Raw genomic sequence first — 18534 nt, 5'->3', positions numbered from 1 at the left:
GGGCAGCTCAAGAAACCGGTTAGGGTCGGCGAATGGAATATCGTCACCTCGGCCGTTCCGGCCTGCTGGTCAGTGAGATCTCCTACGGCAACTGGATCACCCACGGCTCCCAGGTGGAGGAGGACGCGGCGGTCGCCTGTGTGCGCGCCGCGCTGGAGGTGGGGATCAGCACGTTCGACACCGCGGACGCGTACGCGGGCGGCCGGGCCGAGGAGGTGCTGGGCCGCGCGCTGAAGGGCGAACGCCGGGAGAGCGTGGAGATCCTCACCAAGGTCTTCTGGCGCACCGGCCCGGGCCCGAACGAGAGCGGCCTGTCCCGCAAGCACATCCGCGAGTCGATCGACGCGTCGCTGCGCCGGCTGCAGACCGACCACGTGGACGTGCTGCAGGCCCACCGATACGACTTCCACACGCCGCTGGAGGAGACGATGTCCGCGTTCGCGGACGTGGTCCACTCCGGCAAGGCGCACTACATCGGCGTCTCCGAGTGGACCGCGGATCAGCTGCGCGCCGGGCACGCGCTCGCCAGGGAGCTGCGGATCGGCCTGGTCTCCAACCAGCCGCAATATTCGGCGCTGCACCGGATCATCGAGGCGCAGGTGGTGCCGGCGTCGCAGGAGCTCGGGATCAGCCAGATCGTGTTCTCGCCGATCGCGCAGGGCGCGCTGACCGGCAAGTACCTGCCGGGTCAGGCGCCGCCGGCCGGTTCCCGGGCCACGGACGAGTCCGGCTCGAAGACGATCGCGCGGTTCATGAACGACGACACGCTCGCCGCGGTGCAGCGCCTGAAGCCGCTGGCCGAGGCGGCCGGGCTGAGCATGGCGCAGCTCGCGCTGGCGTGGGTGCTGCAGAACCGCAACGTGGCGAGCGCGATCGTCGGCGCGACCCGGCCGGAGCAGGTGCACGACAACGCGCGGGCGGCCGGCGTGCGGCTGGAGGACGACCTGCTCAAGCAGATCGACGAGGCACTCGGTGACCTGCCGGAGCGCGACCCGGCCAAGACCCAGTCCCCGGCCGAGCGGCCATAGAAGATCTTCAACCAAGAAGCCGCGCGGGTACGGCGTACCCGCGCGGCTTTTGCTTCTAGTTCGCCTGGTAGTTCCAGAAGCGCAGCAGCGCGAAGCCCTCGCCGTAGAGGTAGGACGGCATGCCGATCAGGTCGCCGAGCGTGAAGACGACGTCGAAGAACACGCGGCCGATCGTCGGGTTCCAGAGCAGCGCGAACAGCATGATGAAGCCGAACGGGGCGATCACGTCCCACGTGCGCTTCCACGAGAACGGCAGCCACGGCCGCGCGATGTTGCCGCCGTCCAGGCCCGGCACCGGGATCAGGTTCAGCACGGCCGCGGTGAGCTGCAGGAACCCGAGCAGCGCCAGGCCCGCCCAGAACTCGGTGTGCGTCTCGCCGGTCACGCCGAACACGAACGGCAGCGCCAGCACGATCGCGAAGACCAGGTTCGTCGCCGGACCGGCCAGGCTGACCAGCGACGACCGCAGCCGGCTGCGCAGCGCGCCGTGGTTGATCCAGACCGCGCCGCCGGGCAGGCCGATGCCGCCGAGCACCACCACGATCACCGGCAGCACGATGGACAGCAGCGGATGGCTGTACTTCAGCGGATTCAGCGTCAGGTAGCCGCGGTGTGCCGCGTCGATGTCGCCGGACCGGAACGCGACCAGCGCATGCGCGTATTCGTGCAGGCACAGCGAGATCAGCCAGCCGGTCACCACCAGCAGGAACACGTCGAACGCCACGTTGCCGAAACCGGTCCACGCCATCGCACCGGCCGTCACGAACAGCGCGACCAGCCCGAGGAAGATCGGGCTGGGGCGGAACGCCTCCTTCGGCACCCCCATCACGAGGTTGCCGCCTCCGATCCGGTCGCTCACTCCCGCGGCGCCAGACTCATCGTGTATTCCACCCGGTCGTCCTCGACCAGCACGACCGAACTCACGCCGGTCCCCTGCAGCTCACGCCAGGTCTGCCCGATCCAGGACTCCGCATCCGCCTGGTTGGAGAACGCCTCCGCAGGGCCCTCCACCGGCTTGCCGTCCGAGTCCTCGTAGCGCCAGTTCCACGGCATGCGTGTCTCCCCTCTCCGGCCCAGCAACCGCCCCGGCCACCCACGCCTGACCGGACCGGCAGCCCGTCCGTCCAAGCCTAGTCGGCTGGCCCGCCTGACCGCGCACAGCGGATCGCTCTAAGGTACGGGCTATGTCCGTTGACGGGTGGAACACCCTTCTCGTGCTCGGCGGCATCCGATCCGGCAAGTCGGAGTTCGCCGAGTCGCTCGTGTCCGGCGCGACCAGCTTGCGCTACCTCGCCACGTCCGCGTCCCCTTCCGAAGAAGACCCGGAGTGGCAGGAGCGCATCGCCGCGCACCGCGACCGCCGGCCCGAGACCTGGGTGACGGAGGAGACGGCCGCGGATCCGGGCCGGCTGATCACCACGCTGATCGAGGCGAAGCCGGATGAGACGCTGCTCGTCGACGACCTCGGCGGCTGGGTCGGCGTGCTCCTCGACCCGGCCTACCAGCCGTCCGACGACGTCAAGACCATTGAAGAACTCGCCGCGGCGGTACGGGGATGCGCCGCCCGCCTGGTCCTGGTCAGCCCGGAGGTCGGATTGTCGCTGGTCCCGGCCACCACGCTGGGACGCGCGTTCGCGGACGCGCTGGGCACGGTGAACCAGGCGGTGGCGGCCGCGGTGGACGCGGTGGTGCTGGTCGTGGCCGGTCAGCCGACGTGGCTGAAGGGCGAGTCGGCCGCCGCCCTCACCGGTGCGCCGACGGCCGCACCGGCCGCCGCGCCGGAGGCGGTGCTGGCGGACGTGCCCGCGCCGATCGTGCTGCCCGAGGTCATCACGCCGGTCACGGCGCCGCTCGCGCCCGCTTCCACTTCCGGGGCTGTCGCTGCCGGGGGCGTTGCTTCCGGGGGCGTTGCTTCCGGGGGCGTTGCTTCCGGGGATGTTGCTTCCGGGGATGTTGCTTCCGGGGATGTTGCTTCCGGGGATGTTGCCTCGGGTGGCTCCGCGGGTGGGGACGCGCTGCGTGGGCCGACGCAGGCGCTGCCGATGGTGCGGACCGGGCTGGTCATCCAGCCCAACATGGAGCTGCCACTGCCCGACGAGGAGACCGGCCCGGCCGCGCTCGACCGGCTGGCCACGCTGGACATCGCCGGCACCGGCCTCGGCGAGCTGGCCGATGTGGTCCGGTTCGCCGCCGCCACCCAGGGCACCGACACGCCCGTCCCGTGGCAGTCCGTCCGCGTCCTGCTGGTCCAGGGCGACCACACCGGCGGCGCGTCCGCGGGCTCGCCGGCCGGCGAGCCCGACCGGCGCACCGCCCAGGCCCGGCTCGGCATCGGCGCGCTCGCCCAGCTCACCGCGGCCGCCGGCGCCACGCTCCAGGTGGTGGACGCGCCGGCCGCCGCCCCGTTCGAGGACGGCCCCGCGCTCACGCTCGCCGAGGTCGACGACGCGCTCCGGCTCGGCTGGCGCCTCGCCGAGGAGGCCGTGGAGAGCGGCTCCGACCTGCTCGTCATCGCCGCGGGCGGTGCCGGCACCCCGGCCGCCGCGGCCGCGGTACTCGCCGCGACCGCGGGCGCCGAGCCGTCCGCCGTGCTGCCGCCGGTCCGCACGCCCGAGGGCGACTTCGACGACAACGCCTGGATGACCCGGTGCGCCGCGGTCCGCGACGCCATGCAGCGGGTGCGCAAGGGCTCCCGCGAGGCCAAGGACATCCTGGCCGAGGTCGGCGGCGGCGACGTCGCGGTGGTGACCGGCATCCTGCTCGGTGCGACCGCCCGCCGTACCCCCGTGCTCCTCGACGGCCCGGTCGGCGTGGCCGCCGCCCTGGTCAGCCGCGACCTGGCCGGCCAGGCCCGGCACTGGTGCCTGCTCCCCGACCACAACGGCGACCCGGCCGTCAAGCTCGCCGCGGACGTCCTCGGCCTCACCCCGATCCTCAACATGCGCCTCGACCTGGGCGAGGGGACGGCCGCGCTGGCCGCGCTCCCGCTCCTGCGCTCCGCGATCGCGCTCGCCGCCTCCATCCCTCCCCGAACCAGCCCGTCATCCACTCCGGACGACGCCGCCACTGCCGGCACGTCCGGCATCGTTTCCGGCCCGGACGGCAACGCCGCCTCCGGCACATCCGGCGGCACGTCCGGCGTCGTATCCGGCACGTCCGGCAACGCCGCTTCCGGCACGTCCGGCATCGTTTCCGGCCCGGACGGCAACGCCGCCTCCGGCACATCCGGCGGCACGTCCGGCGTCGTATCCGGCACGTCCGGCAACGCCGCTTCCGGCACGTCCGGCATCGTTTCCGGCCCGGACGGCAACGCCGCCTCCGGCACATCCGGCGGCACGTCCGGCGTCGTATCCGGCACGTCCGGCAACGCCGCCTTCGGTACATCCGGCGTCGTGTCCGGCACGTCCTGGCCGGCCGATGGGCTGGACGCCACCGATGCCGCTGGGGCCGCGGCAGCCGGTGCCGCGGGACTCTTGGCCGAGGCGGCCCTCTCGGCCTCCTCCACCACCTCGACCTCCACCTCCGGCGACGCTCCCACCGCCTCCGTGGCGGACGACGAGGCCGTCGCCCTGGCCAGCGCGGTCGGCGTGGTCACCGGCGACCCCACCACCGACCGCAGCGGCGACCCGGCCGGCCCGGCCACGGCCAGCCCGGCCACGGGTGACTCGACCCCGAGTGGCACGACCGTGAGCGACACAGCCGCGGGTGACACGACCGCGGGTCACACGACCGCGGGTCACACGACCGCGGGTCACACGACCGCGAGTGACACGGCCACCGGCCGAGACGGCGACACGACGACGGTCATCACCGGAGCCGGTGGCTCGGATCCCGAGGCGACGGCCGTGATCCGGCTACCCGGCAACGTGGCCCCGGCGGACGGCGACGGCGACGGCGACCGCGACAGCGCGGCAACTGCCTCGTCCTCGGAGTCCACCGAGGACGAGGCAGATCGCACCACCGTTCTGTCCGTCGTCCCGCCGGACGACAACTCCGCGACCACGGCGTTCCGACCTGAGCCGACGGATGACCCGGAGGCGACCATCGTCATCGCCACTGGCACTGGCACTGGCACGAACCGGACCGAGGACGACGAGGACGCCACCTCCTGGCTCCCCGGCTTCGGCAACCCGCGCCGCTCCGACGACCCGGACTCCCCCACCGCTCGCTGACCCCTTGCTCACCTCTCACACCGATCCAGCGCCCAGGCCCGCCCCGGACCCCTCCGGCGGCGGGCCTGCCACACCCACCCCACCACTCCCGCCACTCCCAGCCCTCGCCAGCCGCGCCCACCCCGCCGACACCGCAAGGCCGGGCGTGGCCGACAGCATCCCTCCACCGACCGAGGCAGACAGCGGCCTCGGGCCGACCACGACGGACGGCAACCCCGCGCCGCACACGACGGCCGGTGACCTCGGGCAGACCACAACGGCCAGCGACCTCGCGCCGATCACGACGGACAGCGACCCCGAACCACCCACAACGGACGGCGACTCCGAACCACCCACCACGGGCGGCAGCCTCCGGCCCATCACAGCCAGCAACCCCGAGCCGACCACGACGGACAGCGACCCCGAACCACCCACAACGGGCGGCAGCCTCGAGCCGATCGTGGCCGGCGACCTCGAGCCGATCACGAAGGACGGCGACCTCGAGCCAATCACGGCTGGCGACGGCCCTGAGCCGATCGCGGCGGGTGGTGGTGGGGCCGCAGGAAGGGCCGGGCGGTGGAGGGTGCTGGTGGACGGGGTGCGGCTGGCGGTGACGACGCTGACGGTCGTGCCGGTGCGGGTGGGGGTGGTCGACCGGCGTACCGCGGCCGTCGCGATGTCCGTAGCACCGGCCGTCGGCGTTCCGCTCGGTGCGCTGCTCGCGGCCGTGCTGCTCCTGCTGGGCGCGGCCGGTGCTCCCGCACTGCTGGCCGCGGCCGTCACCCTCGGGACCTCGACGCTGCTGACCCGCGCGCTGCATCTGGACGGCCTGGCCGACACGGTCGACGCGCTCGGCTCCTACCGCGCGGGTGAGGCCGGGCTCGTCGTGATGAAGAAGCCGGACATCGGCCCGTTCGGCGTGGCCACCCTGGTCCTCGCGCTGCTCATCCAGGCCGCGGCGCTCACGGCGCTGCCCGGCGCCGCACCCGCGGCCGTCCTCGCCACCGTGGTCACCGCCGCCGTCACCGGTCGTCTGGCGATCTCCTGGGCGTGCCGCCGCGGCGTTCCGGCCGCGCGCCCGACCGGCCTGGGCGCGCTGGTGGCCGATTCGGTCCCACCGCTCCCGCTGGCCATCGCCACCGCCGCCACCGCCGCGATCTCGACCGCCGCGGTCCCCGGCCGCCCCTGGCAGGGCCCGCTGGCGGTGTTCCTGGCCCTGGCCGCCGCCCTGCTCCTGCTGCGCCAGTGCCGCCGCCGCTTCGGCGGTATCACGGGCGACGTCCTCGGCGCGACCCTCGAACTCGCCACCACCATCGCCCTGATCATTCTCGCGCTCCGCTGACCGCCTCCCCGCGATCAATGAGTTCATGCAGCACCGAGGCTTATTCAGCGCCGCCCTCGTCAGACCGCGCAGCCTGCGGCAACGCGGTGCCGGTTCGCTGCGCTGAATAAGCCTCATTGGCGCTGAAAGGTCAACAGTGCTTCCCGACTACGAGATTGATCGCGCGAAAACGACTAGTGATACATGGCGCACCGTATGAGTGCCTCATACGGTGCGCCATGTATCACTAGTCAGATGCGAGGACGACAGCCGGGTGTATTTACGACGATATTTCGGGCGTCGCACCCGTAGCCCGCTCGGCATTTCCACATTCTGGCGGCAGGTTTCCCGTCATGCGGAAGATCGGCCGGCTATCGGAATCGATCTTCCACGATGCGGGATCGATCTCTGCGCCAGGAGCAGCCGGTAAGGCGACGCGCGGGGTGAGCCGTCATGATCTCCGGGGACGCGAGGTTGCTTTCGACCTTCTCGGACGTAGCCGACGTTCGGGGAAACGATCACTTGCGCTGCTGGGCCTCATTTCTTCAGAATGGCTGCTGAATAATCCTCACCGCATCAACAAGTTGTCCTACACAACTCCTCCTTGCGTTCAGAACACACAATTTCGGGCGCGTAGCGCCCGTCACCGCTCCGGCCACCTACCGCCCCCAGGACAAGCGGCCCGAAACGCACCAAGCAGACAGACCAGCAGCGCCGCAGCGGACGGGAGGCGGGAAGCGGCCAGCGAGCCAGCGGCCGGCGAGCCAGCGACCACCGGCGGGCCGGGGTGGGGTGGGTGGGGCTGGGACCGGCTCCGGACGGCGGACCGGAGCGGAGCGCTAGCGGAGTCGGAGGGGAGCCGGAGGTTGGCCCGCGGGAGCATGCGGAGAGTGGGCACGCCGGAAGCGGGAAGATCAAGAATTTGATCTTCCCGCTTTTGACCGTGGGCGTGTGGGTCAGCGCACCGAGGTGGTGACGAACGGCGGCTTGACGATGGTCATCGGGGTACGGCGGCCGCGGATGTCGACGTGGACGGTGTCGCCGAGCGCGGTGCCGGGGGCGGTGTCGAGGAGCGCGAGCGCGATCCCGGCCTTGCGGGTCGGGGAGAACGTGCCGCTGGTGACCTCGCCGACCAGCGCGTCGCCCGCGTAGACCTGCATGTGGGCGCGCGGGATGCCGCGGCCCTGGGCCTCGAGCCCGACGAGGACGCGGCGCGGGCCGGCCTCCTTCTCGGCGAGCAGCACGTCGCGGCCCCAGAACGTGGGCTTGGTCCAGCCGACGGCCCAGCCGGAGCGGGCCTGCACCGGGGTGATCTCCATGGAGAGGTCCTGGCCGTGCAGCGGGTAGCCCATCTCGGTGCGGAGCGTGTCGCGCGCGCCGAGGCCGCAGGGCTTGAGCGTGGGGTCGGCGTCGAAGAGCGCGTCCCAGACCGCGACGGCGGACTCCGACGGCACGACCAGCTCGTAGCCGATCTCGCCGGTGTAGCCGGTGCGGCAGACGATGATGTCCGCGCCGGCGAGCGTGGCGGCGGCGAAGCTCATGTACTGATGGCCGGTGTCCAGGCCGAGCTTGGCCAGCAGCGCGGGTGCGGCCGGGCCCTGGACCGCGAGCACCGCGAACGCGTCGTGCTCGTTGGTGACGGTGACGCCGGACGGCGCGGCCTCGGTGAGCCGGCGGACGACCTCGGTGGTGTTGGCCGCGTTCGGGATGAGGAACACGTGATCGTCGCCGTGCAGGTAGGCGATGATGTCGTCGACCACGCCGCCGGTCGCGTCGTCGCAGCACAGCGTGTACTGCGCGCGGCCGGGGCCGATCCGCCCGAGGTCGTTGCTCAGGCACGCGTTGACGAACGCGGCGGCGCCGGGCCCGGTGATGCGGGCCTTGCCGAGGTGGGACACGTCGAAGACGCCGACGTTCTCGCGGACCGCGGTGTGCTCGGCGATGACGCCGCCGTCCGCGTACTCCAGGGGCATCTCCCAGCCTCCGAACGGCGCGAACTTCGCACCCCGGGAGACGTGCCGGTCGTGCAGGGGAGATCTCTTCATGGGTGGCAACTTACCGCCATCCGGCCCGCTGGTTAGCATCGGCGGGACATGATGTTGTCCAGCGGGTACACCTCGCAGACGACCACGCCGCCGCAGGCGCACCAGCTTGCGGCCCACAAGTCGGAGTAGCCGAGTGACTCAGCCCAATCCCTCCTTGCACCTGGTGGACAGCGACCCCGCCGAGCTTGCCGTCGACGCCGTCGTGATCGGCGTGCACAGCCGCGACGACGAGCCGTCCGGTCTGCTGATCGCCAGTGGCGCGGAGAGCGTCACGGCCGCGTTCGACGGCCGGCTGGCGGAGACGCTGCGGCTGCTCGGCGCGAGCGGTGCCGCCGGTGAGGTGACCAAGATCGCCACCCTGGGTACGGTGACCGCGCCGATCGTCGCCGCCGTCGGCCTGGGCCCGGAGCCGGCCGGTGCCGCGCCGGAGCCGGAGGTGCTGCGCCGCGCGGCCGGCACCGCGGTCCGCGCGCTGGCCGGTGCCGGCACGGTGGCGCTGGCGTTGCCGCTGCCGGACGACGCGGACGGACCGGCCGCGCTGGGCGCGGTCGCCGAGGGTGCGGTGCTGGGGTCGTACCGGTTCGCCGGTTACAAGACGAAGCCGCAGCCGGGCCGCCGCGAGCCGGTCGCGACCGTGCAGGTCGTGGTGGCCGACGCGGCCGAGTCCGGCCTGGTGGCGGCGCTGGCACGGGCGTCCGCGGTGGCGTCCGCCGTGGTGCGCACCCGCGACTGGGTGAACACCGCGCCGAACGAGCTGCGCCCGCCGGAGTTCGCCGAGCAGGTCGCGGCCGCGGGCCGGGAGGCCGGGCTCGACGTCGAGGTGCTGGACGAGCGCGCGCTGGCCGAGGGTGGGTACGGCGGCATCATCGCGGTCGGCCAGGGCTCCGAGGCCCCGCCGCGCCTGGTGAAACTGACCTACACACCGGCGTCCCCGGCCGAGGGCGCGAAGCGGGTCGCGCTGGTCGGCAAGGGCATCACGTTCGACACCGGCGGCGTATCGATCAAGCCGGCCGCGGGCATGTGGGAGATGAAGTCCGACATGGCCGGCGCGGCCGCGGTCGCGGCCACGCTGCTGGCGGTGGCGGAGCTGAAGCCGGGCGTGCCGGTGACCGGCTACCTGGCCATCGCGGAGAACATGCCGTCCGGCTCGGCGTACCGGCCGGGTGACGTGATCACGATGTTCAACGGCAAGCGCGTCGAGGTGCTGAACACCGACGCCGAGGGCCGCATGGTGCTGGGCGACGCGATGGCGCGGGCCTGCGCGGACGGCACCGACTACCTGTTCGAGACGTCCACGCTGACCGGCGGCCAGGTGATCTCTCTGGGCAAGCGGATCTCCGGCGTGATGGGCACGCCGGAGCTGATCGAGCGGGTCAAGGTCGCGGGCGAGTCGGTCGGCGAGCCGGCCTGGCCGATGCCGCTGCCGGACGACGTGCGCAAGGGCATGGACTCCGACGTCGCGGACATCTCGCAGGTCAACGCGGGGATGGACCGGGCCGGGCACATGCTGCAGGGCGGCGTGTTCCTGCGCGAGTTCGTCACCGAGGACGTGGCCTGGGCGCACATCGACATCGCGGGCCCGAGCTACCACACCGGCGAGCCGACCGGTTACTGGACCAAGGGCGGCACCGGCGTCCCCGTACGCACGCTGGTGGCTTTGATCGACGACGTGGTGGCCAACGGTTAGCAGCCAATCAGGGCGTCCCGACAGCGGGGCGCCCTGATCGGCGGTAGATTTCGTTACGAGGACGCGCGCTTGCGACGCTCGTTGTAATCGCGCATTCGCTGTGGATAGCCGACCAGCTGGATGTCGTAGACGGGGATCGCCATCCGGTGCGCGAACCGTCGTGCACCCTCCGGCGAGTCGATGCGGCGCCGGGTCCACTCGCCGTCGTGAGCTATGAGAATGACCGTGGTCTCGGTCACGGTCGTCTTGGGTTCGATGAAGACCTCGACACCGGTCCGCGAGGTCACGAAAGCCGCGAGGTGTTCCAGGGCCTCGTTCTGCGTCGCCCGGGCGACCGAGCCCCCACCCGCCTTCTTCTGCCGCCTGAACCAGGCCACCGTGTTCGTCCCCCATATATCCGCAACCGTCACGGCAAGGGTACTGCTACGGGACGTGTTCCTGGGCACCTCCCTACGCGGGCCCCTTCCACAAGTGACAGGATGGGCACGGCACCATGCACGTTACGACAGCATGACCGTCGTATGCAGCGACGCGACTTGGGAGTTGACTGTGAGCCAGCCGAACGGCGAAACCTTCGACATCGTCATTCTCGGCGCCGGCAGTGGTGGTTACGCCACGGCGCTCCGCGCGGTCCAGCTGGGCCTGAGCGTGGCCCTGGTGGAGAAGGACAAGCTGGGCGGCACGTGCCTGCACGTCGGCTGCATCCCGACCAAGGCGCTGCTGCACGCGGCCGAGGTCGCGGACGAGACCCGCGAGTCGGAGCAGTTCGGCGTGAAGGCGGAGTTCCACGGCATCGACATGGCCGGGGTGAACTCGTACAAGGACGGTGTCGTCTCCCGCCTGTACAAGGGCCTCTCCGGCATGCTGAACGGCAACAAGTCGATCACCGTGGTCGAGGGCGAGGGCAAGCTCGTCGCGCCGAACACGGTCGAGGTGAACGGCAACCGCTACGTCGGCCGCAACGTCGTGCTGGCCTCCGGCTCGTTCTCCCGCAGCCTGCCGGGCCTGGACGTGGACGGCGAGAAGATCATCACCAGCGAGCACGCGCTGAAGCTGGATCGCGTGCCCAAGTCGGTGATCGTGCTCGGCGGCGGCGTGATCGGCGTCGAGTTCGCGAGCGTGTGGAGCTCGTTCGGCGCGGACGTCACCATCATCGAGGCGCTGCCCCGCCTGGTCGCCGCGGAGGACGCGGAGGTCTCCAAGGCGGTCGAGCGCGCGTTCCGCAAGCGGAAGATCAACTTCAAGGTCGGCAAGCCGTTCGAGAAGGTCGAGAAGACCGAGAGCGGCGTGCGCGCCACCATCCAGGGCGGCGAGGTCGTCGAGGCGGAGCTGCTGCTGGTCGCGGTCGGCCGCGGCCCGCGCACCCAGGGCCTCGGCTACGAGGAGCAGGGCATCAAGATGGAGCGCGGTTTCGTCCTCACCGACGAGCGCCTGCGCACCAACGTGCCGAACGTGTTCGCCGTCGGCGACATCGTGCCCGGCCTGCAGCTCGCACACCGCGGCTTCCAGCAGGGCATCTTCGTCGCGGAGGAGATCGCGGGCAAGAACCCGGCCGTCATCGACGAGCTGGGCATCCCGCGGGTCACCTACTCCAACCCGGAGATCGCGTCCGTCGGCCTGACCGAGGCGAAGGCCCGCGAGCAGTACGGCGACAAGGTGAAGACCTACAACTACAACCTGGGCGGCAACGGCAAGAGCCAGATCCTCAAGACCACCGGCTTCATCAAGCTGGTCGGCGTGGAGGACGGGCCGGTCGTCGGCGTCCACATGGTCGGTGCGCGCGTCGGTGAGCTCATCGGCGAGGCGCAGCTGATCTACAACTGGGAGGCGTTCCCGGGCGAGGTGGCTCAGCTCGTCCACGCGCACCCCACCCAGAACGAGGCGCTGGGCGAGGCGCACCTGGCCCTGGCGGGCAAGCCGCTGCACGCACACGCCTGATCTTGAACATACAGTCGCGGTTGCTTGTTAAGGAGTCTTGAGACATGCCGGTATCGGTCACCATGCCCCGGCTCGGCGAAAGCGTCACCGAGGGCACCGTTACGCGCTGGCTGAAGCAGGTCGGCGACACGGTCGAGGCGGACGAGCCGCTGCTCGAGGTCTCCACCGACAAGGTCGACACCGAGATCCCGTCCCCCGCGGCCGGCGTGCTGACCAGCATCCTGGTGAACGAGGACGAGACCGCCGAGGTCGGCAGCGAGCTGGCGGTCATCGGCGACGAGGGTGACGCCCCCGCGGCCGCCGCCCCCGCCGCCCCCACCGACGCCCCGGCCGCCGAGGAGAAGGACACGGACGACGCGGCCGTCGAGGCGCGCACCGAGCAGTCCACCTCCGAGGACACCATCGACAACCTGGAGACCCCGGCGCCGTCCGGTGGCTCCGGCGGCGGCGGTGGCTCCGCCGAGGGCACCGTCGTCACCATGCCCGCGCTGGGCGAGAGTGTCACCGAGGGTACGGTCACGCGCTGGCTCAAGGAGGTCGGCGACACGGTCGAGGTCGACGAGCCGCTGCTCGAGGTCTCCACCGACAAGGTGGACACCGAGATCCCGTCGCCGGCCGCCGGTACCGTGCTCGAGATCAAGGTCCAGCAGGACGACACCGCCGAGGTCGGCGCCGCCCTCGCCGTGATCGGCACGCCCGGTGGCGCGGCCCCGAAGGCGGAGAAGGCCCCGGAGCCCGCCCCGGCGCAGCCGGCCGCGGAGTCGTACGCGACGCCGTCCCCGGCCGCGGAGGCCCCGGCGTCCGCCCCGAAGCAGACTGAGGCTCCGAAGTCCGAGGCCCCGAAGCAGACCGAGGCTCCGAAGCAGACCGAGGCGCCCAAGGCCGAGGCCACGCCGGTCGCGGCCGACAAGCCCGCCGCCGTCGCGACCGCCGAGTCCAACGGCGCTTCCGTCGAGGGCGAGGCCGCGTACGTGACGCCGCTGGTCCGCAAGCTGGCCGCGCAGCACAGCGTGGACCTGGGCTCGCTGACCGGCACCGGCGTCGGTGGCCGCATCCGCAAGCAGGACGTGCTCGACGCCGCGGAGAAGGCGAAGGCCGCCGCCGAGCCGGCCGCTGCTCCGGCCGCCGCCGCTCCCGCCGCCAAGGCCCCGGCCGCCAAGCCGGCGCCGAGCCCGCTGCGGGGCCGGACCGAGAAGCTGACCCGCACCCGCGCCACGATCGCGAAGCGCATGGTCGAGTCGCTGCAGATCTCGGCGCAGCTGACCACCGTGGTCGAGGTCGACATGACCCGGATCGCGAAGCTGCGGGCGCAGGTGAAGGACGCGTTCCAGCAGCGGCACGGCGTGAAGCTGTCGTTCATGCCGTTCCTGGCGCTGGCCACGGTCGAGGCGCTCCAGCAGCACCCGGTGGTGAACTCGCGGATCGACCAGGAGGCCGGCACGGTCACCTACTTCGACGCCGAGCACCTGGCGATCGCGGTGGACACGCCGAAGGGCCTGATCGTCCCGGTGATCAAGGACGCGGGTGACCTGAACCTGGGTGGCCTGGCCAAGCGCATCGCGGACGTGGCCGAGCGCACCCGGAACAACAAGATCGGGCCGGACGAGATCTCGGGCGGCACGTTCACGCTGACCAACACGGGCAGCCGGGGCGCGCTCTTCGACACCCCCATCATCAACCAGCCGCAGGTCGGCATCCTCGGCACCGGCGCGATCGTCAAGCGCGCCGTGGTCGTCGACGACCCGGAGCTGGGCGAGATCATCGTGCCGCGCTCGATGATGTACCTGGCGCTCTCCTACGACCACCGGATCGTGGACGGCGCGGACGCCGCCCGCTTCCTGGTGACGTTGAAGGACCGCCTGGAGGCCGGCAACTTCGAGGCCGAGCTCGGTCTGTAGAAGATCACGTCACGAGGGCGAATCCCGGCCGCGCGCCGGGGTTCGCCCTCGATCTTTTCCGGGAACAATGACGCCATGAGGATTCTGCTGGCCGGGGCGTCAGGCTTCTTGGGTACGGCGTTGCGGGAGCGACTGAAGGCCGACGGCCACGACCTGCGCCGGCTCGTCCGGCGCACCCCGGAGAACGGCGACCAGATCCCGTGGAAGCCCTCCTCCGGCCACCTCGACCCGGCCGCGCTGCGCGGCGTGGACGCGGTGATCAATCTGGCCGGTGCCAGCATCGGCGGCCAGCGCTGGACCGCGTCGTACAAGCGGAAGCTGCGCAGCAGCCGGGTGGACACCACCGGCACGCTGGCCCGCGCGATCGCCGCGCTGCCCGAGGACGAGCGGCCGAAGGTGTTCCTCAACGGCTCCGCGAAGGGGTGGTACGGCGACACCGGCGACACCCCGGTCGAGGAGGAGGCGCCGGCCGCGGACGACTTCCTCGGTGACCTGTGCCGGGTCTGGGAGGCCGCGGCCCGCCCGGCCGAGGACGCCGGCGTGCGCGTGGTCTACCTGCGCTCCGGACTGCCGCTGGACAAGCGCGGCGGACTGTTGCAGCCGCTGGTGCTGCTGTTCAGGGCCGGGCTCGGCGGGCGGATCGGCAGCGGCCGGCAGTACATCCCGTGGATCTCGCTGGCCGACTGGGTGGGCGCGACCGTGTTCGTGCTGGAGCGCGACGACATCACCGGCCCGGTGAACATGGTCGGCCCGGCACCGGCGACGAACGCGGAGTTCACGAAGGAACTGGCCGCGGCCGTGCACCGGCCCGCGCTGATCCCGGTGCCGGCGTTCGCGATGCGGGCCGTGCTGGGCGAGTTCGCCACCGAGATCCTGTCCAGCACACGCGCGATGCCGGGCGTGCTGAACCGGACCGGCTTCGAGTTCCGCCACCCGACGCTGAAGTCCGCGCTGCGCGCCGCGTTGTAGATCCGTTCTCGAGCCGGCGGACGCGGCGCTCCAGGTCGATGCTCATGATGCTTCCCAGGTTCTAAAAGCATGCGTGCGCACGCAAGCGCGGCACCAAGTTGCGTGCGCACGCAAGACGCGGCGCAAGGGTGCGTGCGCACGCAAAGAGAGGCGTGCGCACGCAAGACGCGGTACAAGAGTGCGTGCGCACGCAAGAGAAAGGCGTGCACACGCAAGACACCACATAAAGGTGCGTGCGCACGCAAGACACCAGCACGAGAGTGCGTGCGCACGCAAGACGCGGCACGGGCCACCCCGCCGCGCTTATGGACGCGGCGCGAAGGCCGGCGCGGATCCCCCCACGGGCCGCGGCGCGGATTTCGCCATGGGCCGCAGTGTGGCTCGCGCAGCGGAGATCGCCTGCTGCACCGCCTCCGGTGGGCCGGCGGCCTCCACGAAGAGCAGCGTTCGCCGTACCCCCGGGATGTCTTCGATGGTCTCGTGGATCCGGCGCAGCCGGGCCGCGTATTCACCCAGGTCCCGATGCACGGGCGGCGAACCGTCGATGCGCACGTAATCGCGCGTGCGTTCCAGGAGCGACTCCAGCAGCGGCGCCGGCCCCGGGGCCAAATGGACCGAGAGATGGTCCGCGCCCGCCGGATCCTGGCCGGCCGCCTCCGCCACCGAGGCCCAGTGCGCCAACATGTCCGTCTTCTCCGACACATCAGCATGCATGCCTAGAAGCAGCGGCAGGCCACGTCGCGCCGCCTCCGCGGCGGTGGCGGGTGACGTCGCCGCCACCCAGACCGGCATGGCCACCCGCGGCGACACCGTGACCTCGCGAAACTTGAAAAGATCACGATCAGAGCCGACGCGGTACGCACCGGAGAGCCACGCGCACAGCAGGTCAAGCGACTCCGGGAAGCCGTGGTCGCGCCGGGCCGGCCCGGTCCCGAACACCTCCAGGTCCACCCACGGCCCGCCGCGCGCCACACCGAGCCGGAACCGCCCGCCGGACAGCTCGTGCAGCAGCGCGGCCTCCTCGCCCAGCGCGACCGGGTGCCGGTTCGGCAGCACGCACGCGGCCGTGCCGATCTCGATCCGCCGGGTGGCGCCGAGCGCGTGCCCGGCCGCCACGGTCGCGGACGGCAGCGTGCCGTACCCGGTGAAGTGGTGCTCGGCCAGCCACACGTCGTCGAGGCCGGCGTCCTCGGCCGCGCGCGCGAGCCGCGGGATCGAGGCGGGCCCGTGCGCGCCGAGCAGGAAGAGGCCGAGCCGCCGGCGGACCGGCGACTCGGCATCGGGCTGGACCATCAGCAGTCGCGCAGCTCGGGGCTCTGGTTGGCGATCTGCGCGGTCGGGGAGATGAACCGCTGGTACGTCTCGCCACCGACCGCGGAGATCTTGAACGCGGCGACCCGGTGGCAGTTCTGGAACGCGAGCTTCACGCCGAAGTGACGCTCCAGCCCGCCGCGGATGGAGTCGCTGGCGAGCGCGCGCAGCAGCTGGCCGCGCTCCTTCTCGCTGGGCGGCGGCACCGCGTGGTCCTCGAACTCGCCGTCGCTCGCGGCGGAGCGGGACGCCACCTCGGACACGATCATCCAGGCGTACGGCAGGGACTGGCGGACGACGTCGACGAACTCGGCGTCGTCGACGACCTCGCCACGCTCGACCCGGTCGAGCAGAGCGGTGGGTACGTCGAGGGACATACGGGTCTCCTAACGTGTTGCCCGTGGATCAATTACCCACGGGAGTCTATTAACTCCGGAGAGCTACGTCGATGCCTGCGGGACTGATAATGAAATCCGGATCGATCTGCTCGGTGAGGTCCGCACCCACCCGGTCGCTGGCCCACGCCGCGGCGTTGCGGCGATGGAACTCCGCGGCCTGCCGCGCGTACGTCACCCAGTCCTTGCCGGTCGCGTCCACCCGCGCCCGCATGCCCGCCAGCACCGCGCGGTTCTCCGGCTCCAGCGCGTCGATCGGCTGGAAGCGACCGCGCTCCGCCGCCTTCACGAACGCGGACCGGCCGATCCAGCCGGCCAGGTCGTCGCCGACCTCCGCGCGCAGGAACTCCACGTCGGACTCGTCGTCGACCTTGTTGCCGATCACCTTCACGTCGACGCCGAAGTCGCGGGCGTAGCCGGTGTACTGCCGGTAGACGCCGACGCTGCGCACGGTCGGCTCGCAGACCAGGAACGTCAGGTCGAAGCGGGTGAACAGGCCGGAGGCGAACGAGTCCGCGCCCGCGGTCATGTCCACCACCGCGTACTCACCAGGGCCGTCCGCGAGGTGATTGAGCAGCAACTCCACCGCGCCGACCTTGGAGTGGTAGCAGGCCACGCCCAGGTCCTCGGACGCGAACGGGCCGGTCACCGCGAGCCGCACGCCGTTGACGTCGCGGACCAGCGCGTCGTAGAGCGGGTTCGGCCGGTCGACGCCGATCAGCCGGGAGCCACGGCCGGGCGGCGTGGTCTTGACCATCGCCTCGGCCGAGGCGATCCGCGGGTTGTCGCCGCGCAGGTACTCCTTGATCTCGCCGAGGTGGTCGCCGAGCGCGGGCAGCAGCACCGCCTCGTCGTCGGTGGCGCCGAGCGCGGCGGCCAGGTGCTGGTTGATGTCGGCGTCCAGGGCGAGCACCGGCGCGCCACCGGCGGCCAGGTGACGCGCGAAGAGCCCGGCCAGCGTGGTCTTGCCGCTGCCGCCCTTACCGACAAAAGCTACTTTCACGAAATTTCCCCTACACGACGATGTGTACTTGAAAGCAGAGTGCGTGACGTACTCCCTAAATTGGTAGTCATTTTCAATAGCAGAGTCAAGCCGCCCGTCACCCGACCGTGGCCCGGTCTACGCTGGCGCACGTGACGAACACGGTTACGGCACCGCACGCGGTGCGCGCGGGAGTGGTGGACTACGAGTCCGCCTGGGCCGAGCAGCGGCGCCTCCACGACCTGGTGGCCGCCGGTGCGGCGCCCGGCACGGTGCTGCTGCTGGAGCACCCGAGCGTCTACACGGCCGGCAAGCGCACCGAGCCGTGGGACCGCCCGATGGACGGCACGCCGGTCGTCGACGTGAACCGCGGCGGGAAGATCACCTGGCACGGGCCGGGCCAACTGGTCGGCTACCCGATCATGAAGCTGCCGGACCCGATCGACGTGGTGGCGTACGTGCGCCGGGTCGAGCAACTGATGATCGACACGTGCGCCGAGCTGGGCCTGGCGGTCACCCGCGTCGAGGGCCGCAGCGGCGTCTGGGTGCTCGCGGACGACCGCGGGCCGGACCGCAAGGTGGGCGCGGTCGGCATCCGGGTCGAGCGCGGCACCACGCTGCACGGCTTCTCGCTCAACTGCGACTGTGACCTGACGTTCTTCGACCGGATCGTGCCGTGTGGCATCCGGGACGCGAGCGTCACCTCGCTCAGCGCCGAGCTCGGCCGCCCGATCACGGTCGCCGACGTCCTCCCGATCGCCGAGCACCACCTCCCCACGCTCAACGGCCCACTTCCCGCGTGATCGAGG

Annotated in this window: 14 protein-coding genes and 1 pseudogene; 8 read left to right on the top strand and 7 right to left on the bottom strand. The window is 71.7% G+C overall.

Annotated features, from left to right (window positions below; translation table 11 throughout):
- Positions 1 to 32 precede the first annotated feature (32 nt).
- Positions 33 to 1028 (top strand): aldo/keto reductase family protein, encoded by a 996-nt coding sequence (locus tag J2S43_RS01720; RefSeq protein ID WP_306826753.1) that lies wholly within the window; start codon positions 33 to 35, stop codon positions 1026 to 1028.
- 55 nt (positions 1029 to 1083) lie between these two features.
- Here the strand turns inward: J2S43_RS01720 and J2S43_RS01715 are convergent, their stop codons facing one another.
- Positions 1084 to 1854, bottom strand: a complete 771-nt coding sequence (locus J2S43_RS01715) for a site-2 protease family protein (protein WP_306839142.1) — start codon at positions 1852 to 1854, stop codon at positions 1084 to 1086.
- A 29-nt stretch (positions 1855 to 1883) separates the two neighbouring features.
- Positions 1884 to 2081 carry a hypothetical protein gene (locus J2S43_RS01710; RefSeq protein WP_306826752.1) on the bottom strand — a complete coding sequence of 66 codons (198 nt, stop codon included), beginning with the start codon at positions 2079 to 2081 and terminating at the stop codon, positions 1884 to 1886.
- Between the two features lie 131 nt (positions 2082 to 2212).
- On the opposite strand from J2S43_RS01710, the pseudogene J2S43_RS01705 reads away from it, so the two are divergent.
- Both J2S43_RS01705 and J2S43_RS01700 read left to right on the top strand, forming a co-directional pair.
- Positions 2213 to 4087: pseudogene (locus J2S43_RS01705) on the top strand (bifunctional adenosylcobinamide kinase/adenosylcobinamide-phosphate guanylyltransferase); the annotation flags it as partial.
- Positions 4088 to 5762: 1675 nt separating this feature from the next.
- The gene (locus J2S43_RS01700) at positions 5763 to 6521 is read left to right on the top strand and encodes an adenosylcobinamide-GDP ribazoletransferase (protein ID WP_306839141.1); all 759 of its coding nucleotides are present in this window, start codon (positions 5763 to 5765) and stop codon (positions 6519 to 6521) included.
- A 935-nt stretch (positions 6522 to 7456) separates the two neighbouring features.
- Here J2S43_RS01700 and gcvT read toward each other — a convergent pair.
- Entirely contained in the window at positions 7457 to 8545 is a 1089-nt protein-coding gene (gene gcvT / locus J2S43_RS01695) for a glycine cleavage system aminomethyltransferase GcvT (protein WP_442320026.1), read from the bottom strand.
- A gap of 133 nt (positions 8546 to 8678) precedes the next feature.
- Here gcvT and J2S43_RS01690 point away from each other — a divergent pair, with 133 nt between their 5' ends.
- A complete protein-coding gene (locus J2S43_RS01690) occupies positions 8679 to 10232 on the top strand; it encodes a leucyl aminopeptidase (protein ID WP_306826750.1) in 1554 nt (517 codons plus the stop codon).
- Between the two features lie 53 nt (positions 10233 to 10285).
- Here J2S43_RS01690 and J2S43_RS01685 read toward each other — a convergent pair whose 3' ends face one another.
- Positions 10286 to 10609 carry a hypothetical protein gene (locus tag J2S43_RS01685; protein ID WP_370881580.1) on the bottom strand — a complete coding sequence of 108 codons (324 nt, stop codon included), beginning with the start codon at positions 10607 to 10609 and terminating at the stop codon, positions 10286 to 10288.
- A 133-nt stretch (positions 10610 to 10742) separates the two neighbouring features.
- Here J2S43_RS01685 and lpdA point away from each other — a divergent pair, with 133 nt between their 5' ends.
- The 3 genes from lpdA (at position 10743) to J2S43_RS01670 (ending at position 15037) form a co-directional block, all read left to right on the top strand.
- Positions 10743 to 12170, top strand: a complete 1428-nt coding sequence (gene lpdA / locus J2S43_RS01680; RefSeq protein WP_306826748.1) for a dihydrolipoyl dehydrogenase — start codon at positions 10743 to 10745, stop codon at positions 12168 to 12170.
- 44 nt (positions 12171 to 12214) lie between these two features.
- Entirely contained in the window at positions 12215 to 14068 is a 1854-nt protein-coding gene (gene sucB / locus J2S43_RS01675) for a 2-oxoglutarate dehydrogenase, E2 component, dihydrolipoamide succinyltransferase (RefSeq protein WP_306826747.1), read from the top strand.
- 75 nt (positions 14069 to 14143) lie between these two features.
- Positions 14144 to 15037 carry a TIGR01777 family oxidoreductase gene (locus J2S43_RS01670; protein ID WP_306826746.1) on the top strand — a complete coding sequence of 298 codons (894 nt, stop codon included), beginning with the start codon at positions 14144 to 14146 and terminating at the stop codon, positions 15035 to 15037.
- A gap of 303 nt (positions 15038 to 15340) precedes the next feature.
- Here the strand turns inward: J2S43_RS01670 and J2S43_RS01665 are convergent, their stop codons facing one another.
- The 3 genes from J2S43_RS01665 to J2S43_RS01655 are packed head-to-tail and all read right to left on the bottom strand — an operon-like array spanning position 15341 to position 17746.
- Positions 15341 to 16330, bottom strand: a complete 990-nt coding sequence (locus J2S43_RS01665; protein ID WP_306826745.1) for an LLM class flavin-dependent oxidoreductase — start codon at positions 16328 to 16330, stop codon at positions 15341 to 15343.
- Entirely contained in the window at positions 16330 to 16725 is a 396-nt protein-coding gene (locus tag J2S43_RS01660; protein WP_306826744.1) for an SCO5389 family protein, read from the bottom strand. Before J2S43_RS01660 ends, J2S43_RS01665 begins: the two co-directional genes overlap by 1 nt.
- Before the next feature lie 49 nt (positions 16726 to 16774).
- On the bottom strand, positions 16775 to 17746 hold the full coding sequence (locus J2S43_RS01655; RefSeq protein ID WP_306826743.1) for an ATP-binding protein: 972 nt from the start codon (positions 17744 to 17746) through the stop codon (positions 16775 to 16777).
- A 131-nt stretch (positions 17747 to 17877) separates the two neighbouring features.
- On the opposite strand from J2S43_RS01655, the gene lipB reads away from it, so the two are divergent.
- Positions 17878 to 18528 carry a lipoyl(octanoyl) transferase LipB gene (gene lipB, locus J2S43_RS01650; protein ID WP_306826742.1) on the top strand — a complete coding sequence of 217 codons (651 nt, stop codon included), beginning with the start codon at positions 17878 to 17880 and terminating at the stop codon, positions 18526 to 18528.
- Positions 18529 to 18534 lie beyond the last annotated feature (6 nt).

The organism is Catenuloplanes nepalensis, assembly GCF_030811575.1.
Classification (GTDB): Bacteria; Actinomycetota; Actinomycetes; order Mycobacteriales; family Micromonosporaceae; genus Catenuloplanes; species Catenuloplanes nepalensis.
Note: the sequence above shows the minus strand (reverse complement) of the source record. Positions and strands in the feature narration are given on the sequence as shown.

Bases quoted from the DNA above. Each gene is read 5' to 3' on its own strand.
- J2S43_RS01720 (WP_306826753.1), top strand. From the start codon at position 33: ATGGAATATCGTCACCTCGGCCGTTCCGGCCTGCTGGTCAGTGAGATC.
- J2S43_RS01715 (WP_306839142.1), bottom strand. From the start codon at position 1,854: ATGGGGGTGCCGAAGGAGGCGTTCCGCCCCAGCCCGATCTTCCTCGGG.
- J2S43_RS01710 (WP_306826752.1), bottom strand. From the start codon at position 2,081: ATGCCGTGGAACTGGCGCTACGAGGACTCGGACGGCAAGCCGGTGGAG.
- gcvT (WP_442320026.1), bottom strand. From the start codon at position 8,545: ATGAAGAGATCTCCCCTGCACGACCGGCACGTCTCCCGGGGTGCGAAG.
- lpdA (WP_306826748.1), top strand. From the start codon at position 10,743: ATGACCGTCGTATGCAGCGACGCGACTTGGGAGTTGACTGTGAGCCAG.
- sucB (WP_306826747.1), top strand. From the start codon at position 12,215: ATGCCGGTATCGGTCACCATGCCCCGGCTCGGCGAAAGCGTCACCGAG.
- J2S43_RS01670 (WP_306826746.1), top strand. From the start codon at position 14,144: ATGAGGATTCTGCTGGCCGGGGCGTCAGGCTTCTTGGGTACGGCGTTG.
- J2S43_RS01665 (WP_306826745.1), bottom strand. From the start codon at position 16,330: ATGGTCCAGCCCGATGCCGAGTCGCCGGTCCGCCGGCGGCTCGGCCTC.
- J2S43_RS01660 (WP_306826744.1), bottom strand. From the start codon at position 16,725: ATGTCCCTCGACGTACCCACCGCTCTGCTCGACCGGGTCGAGCGTGGC.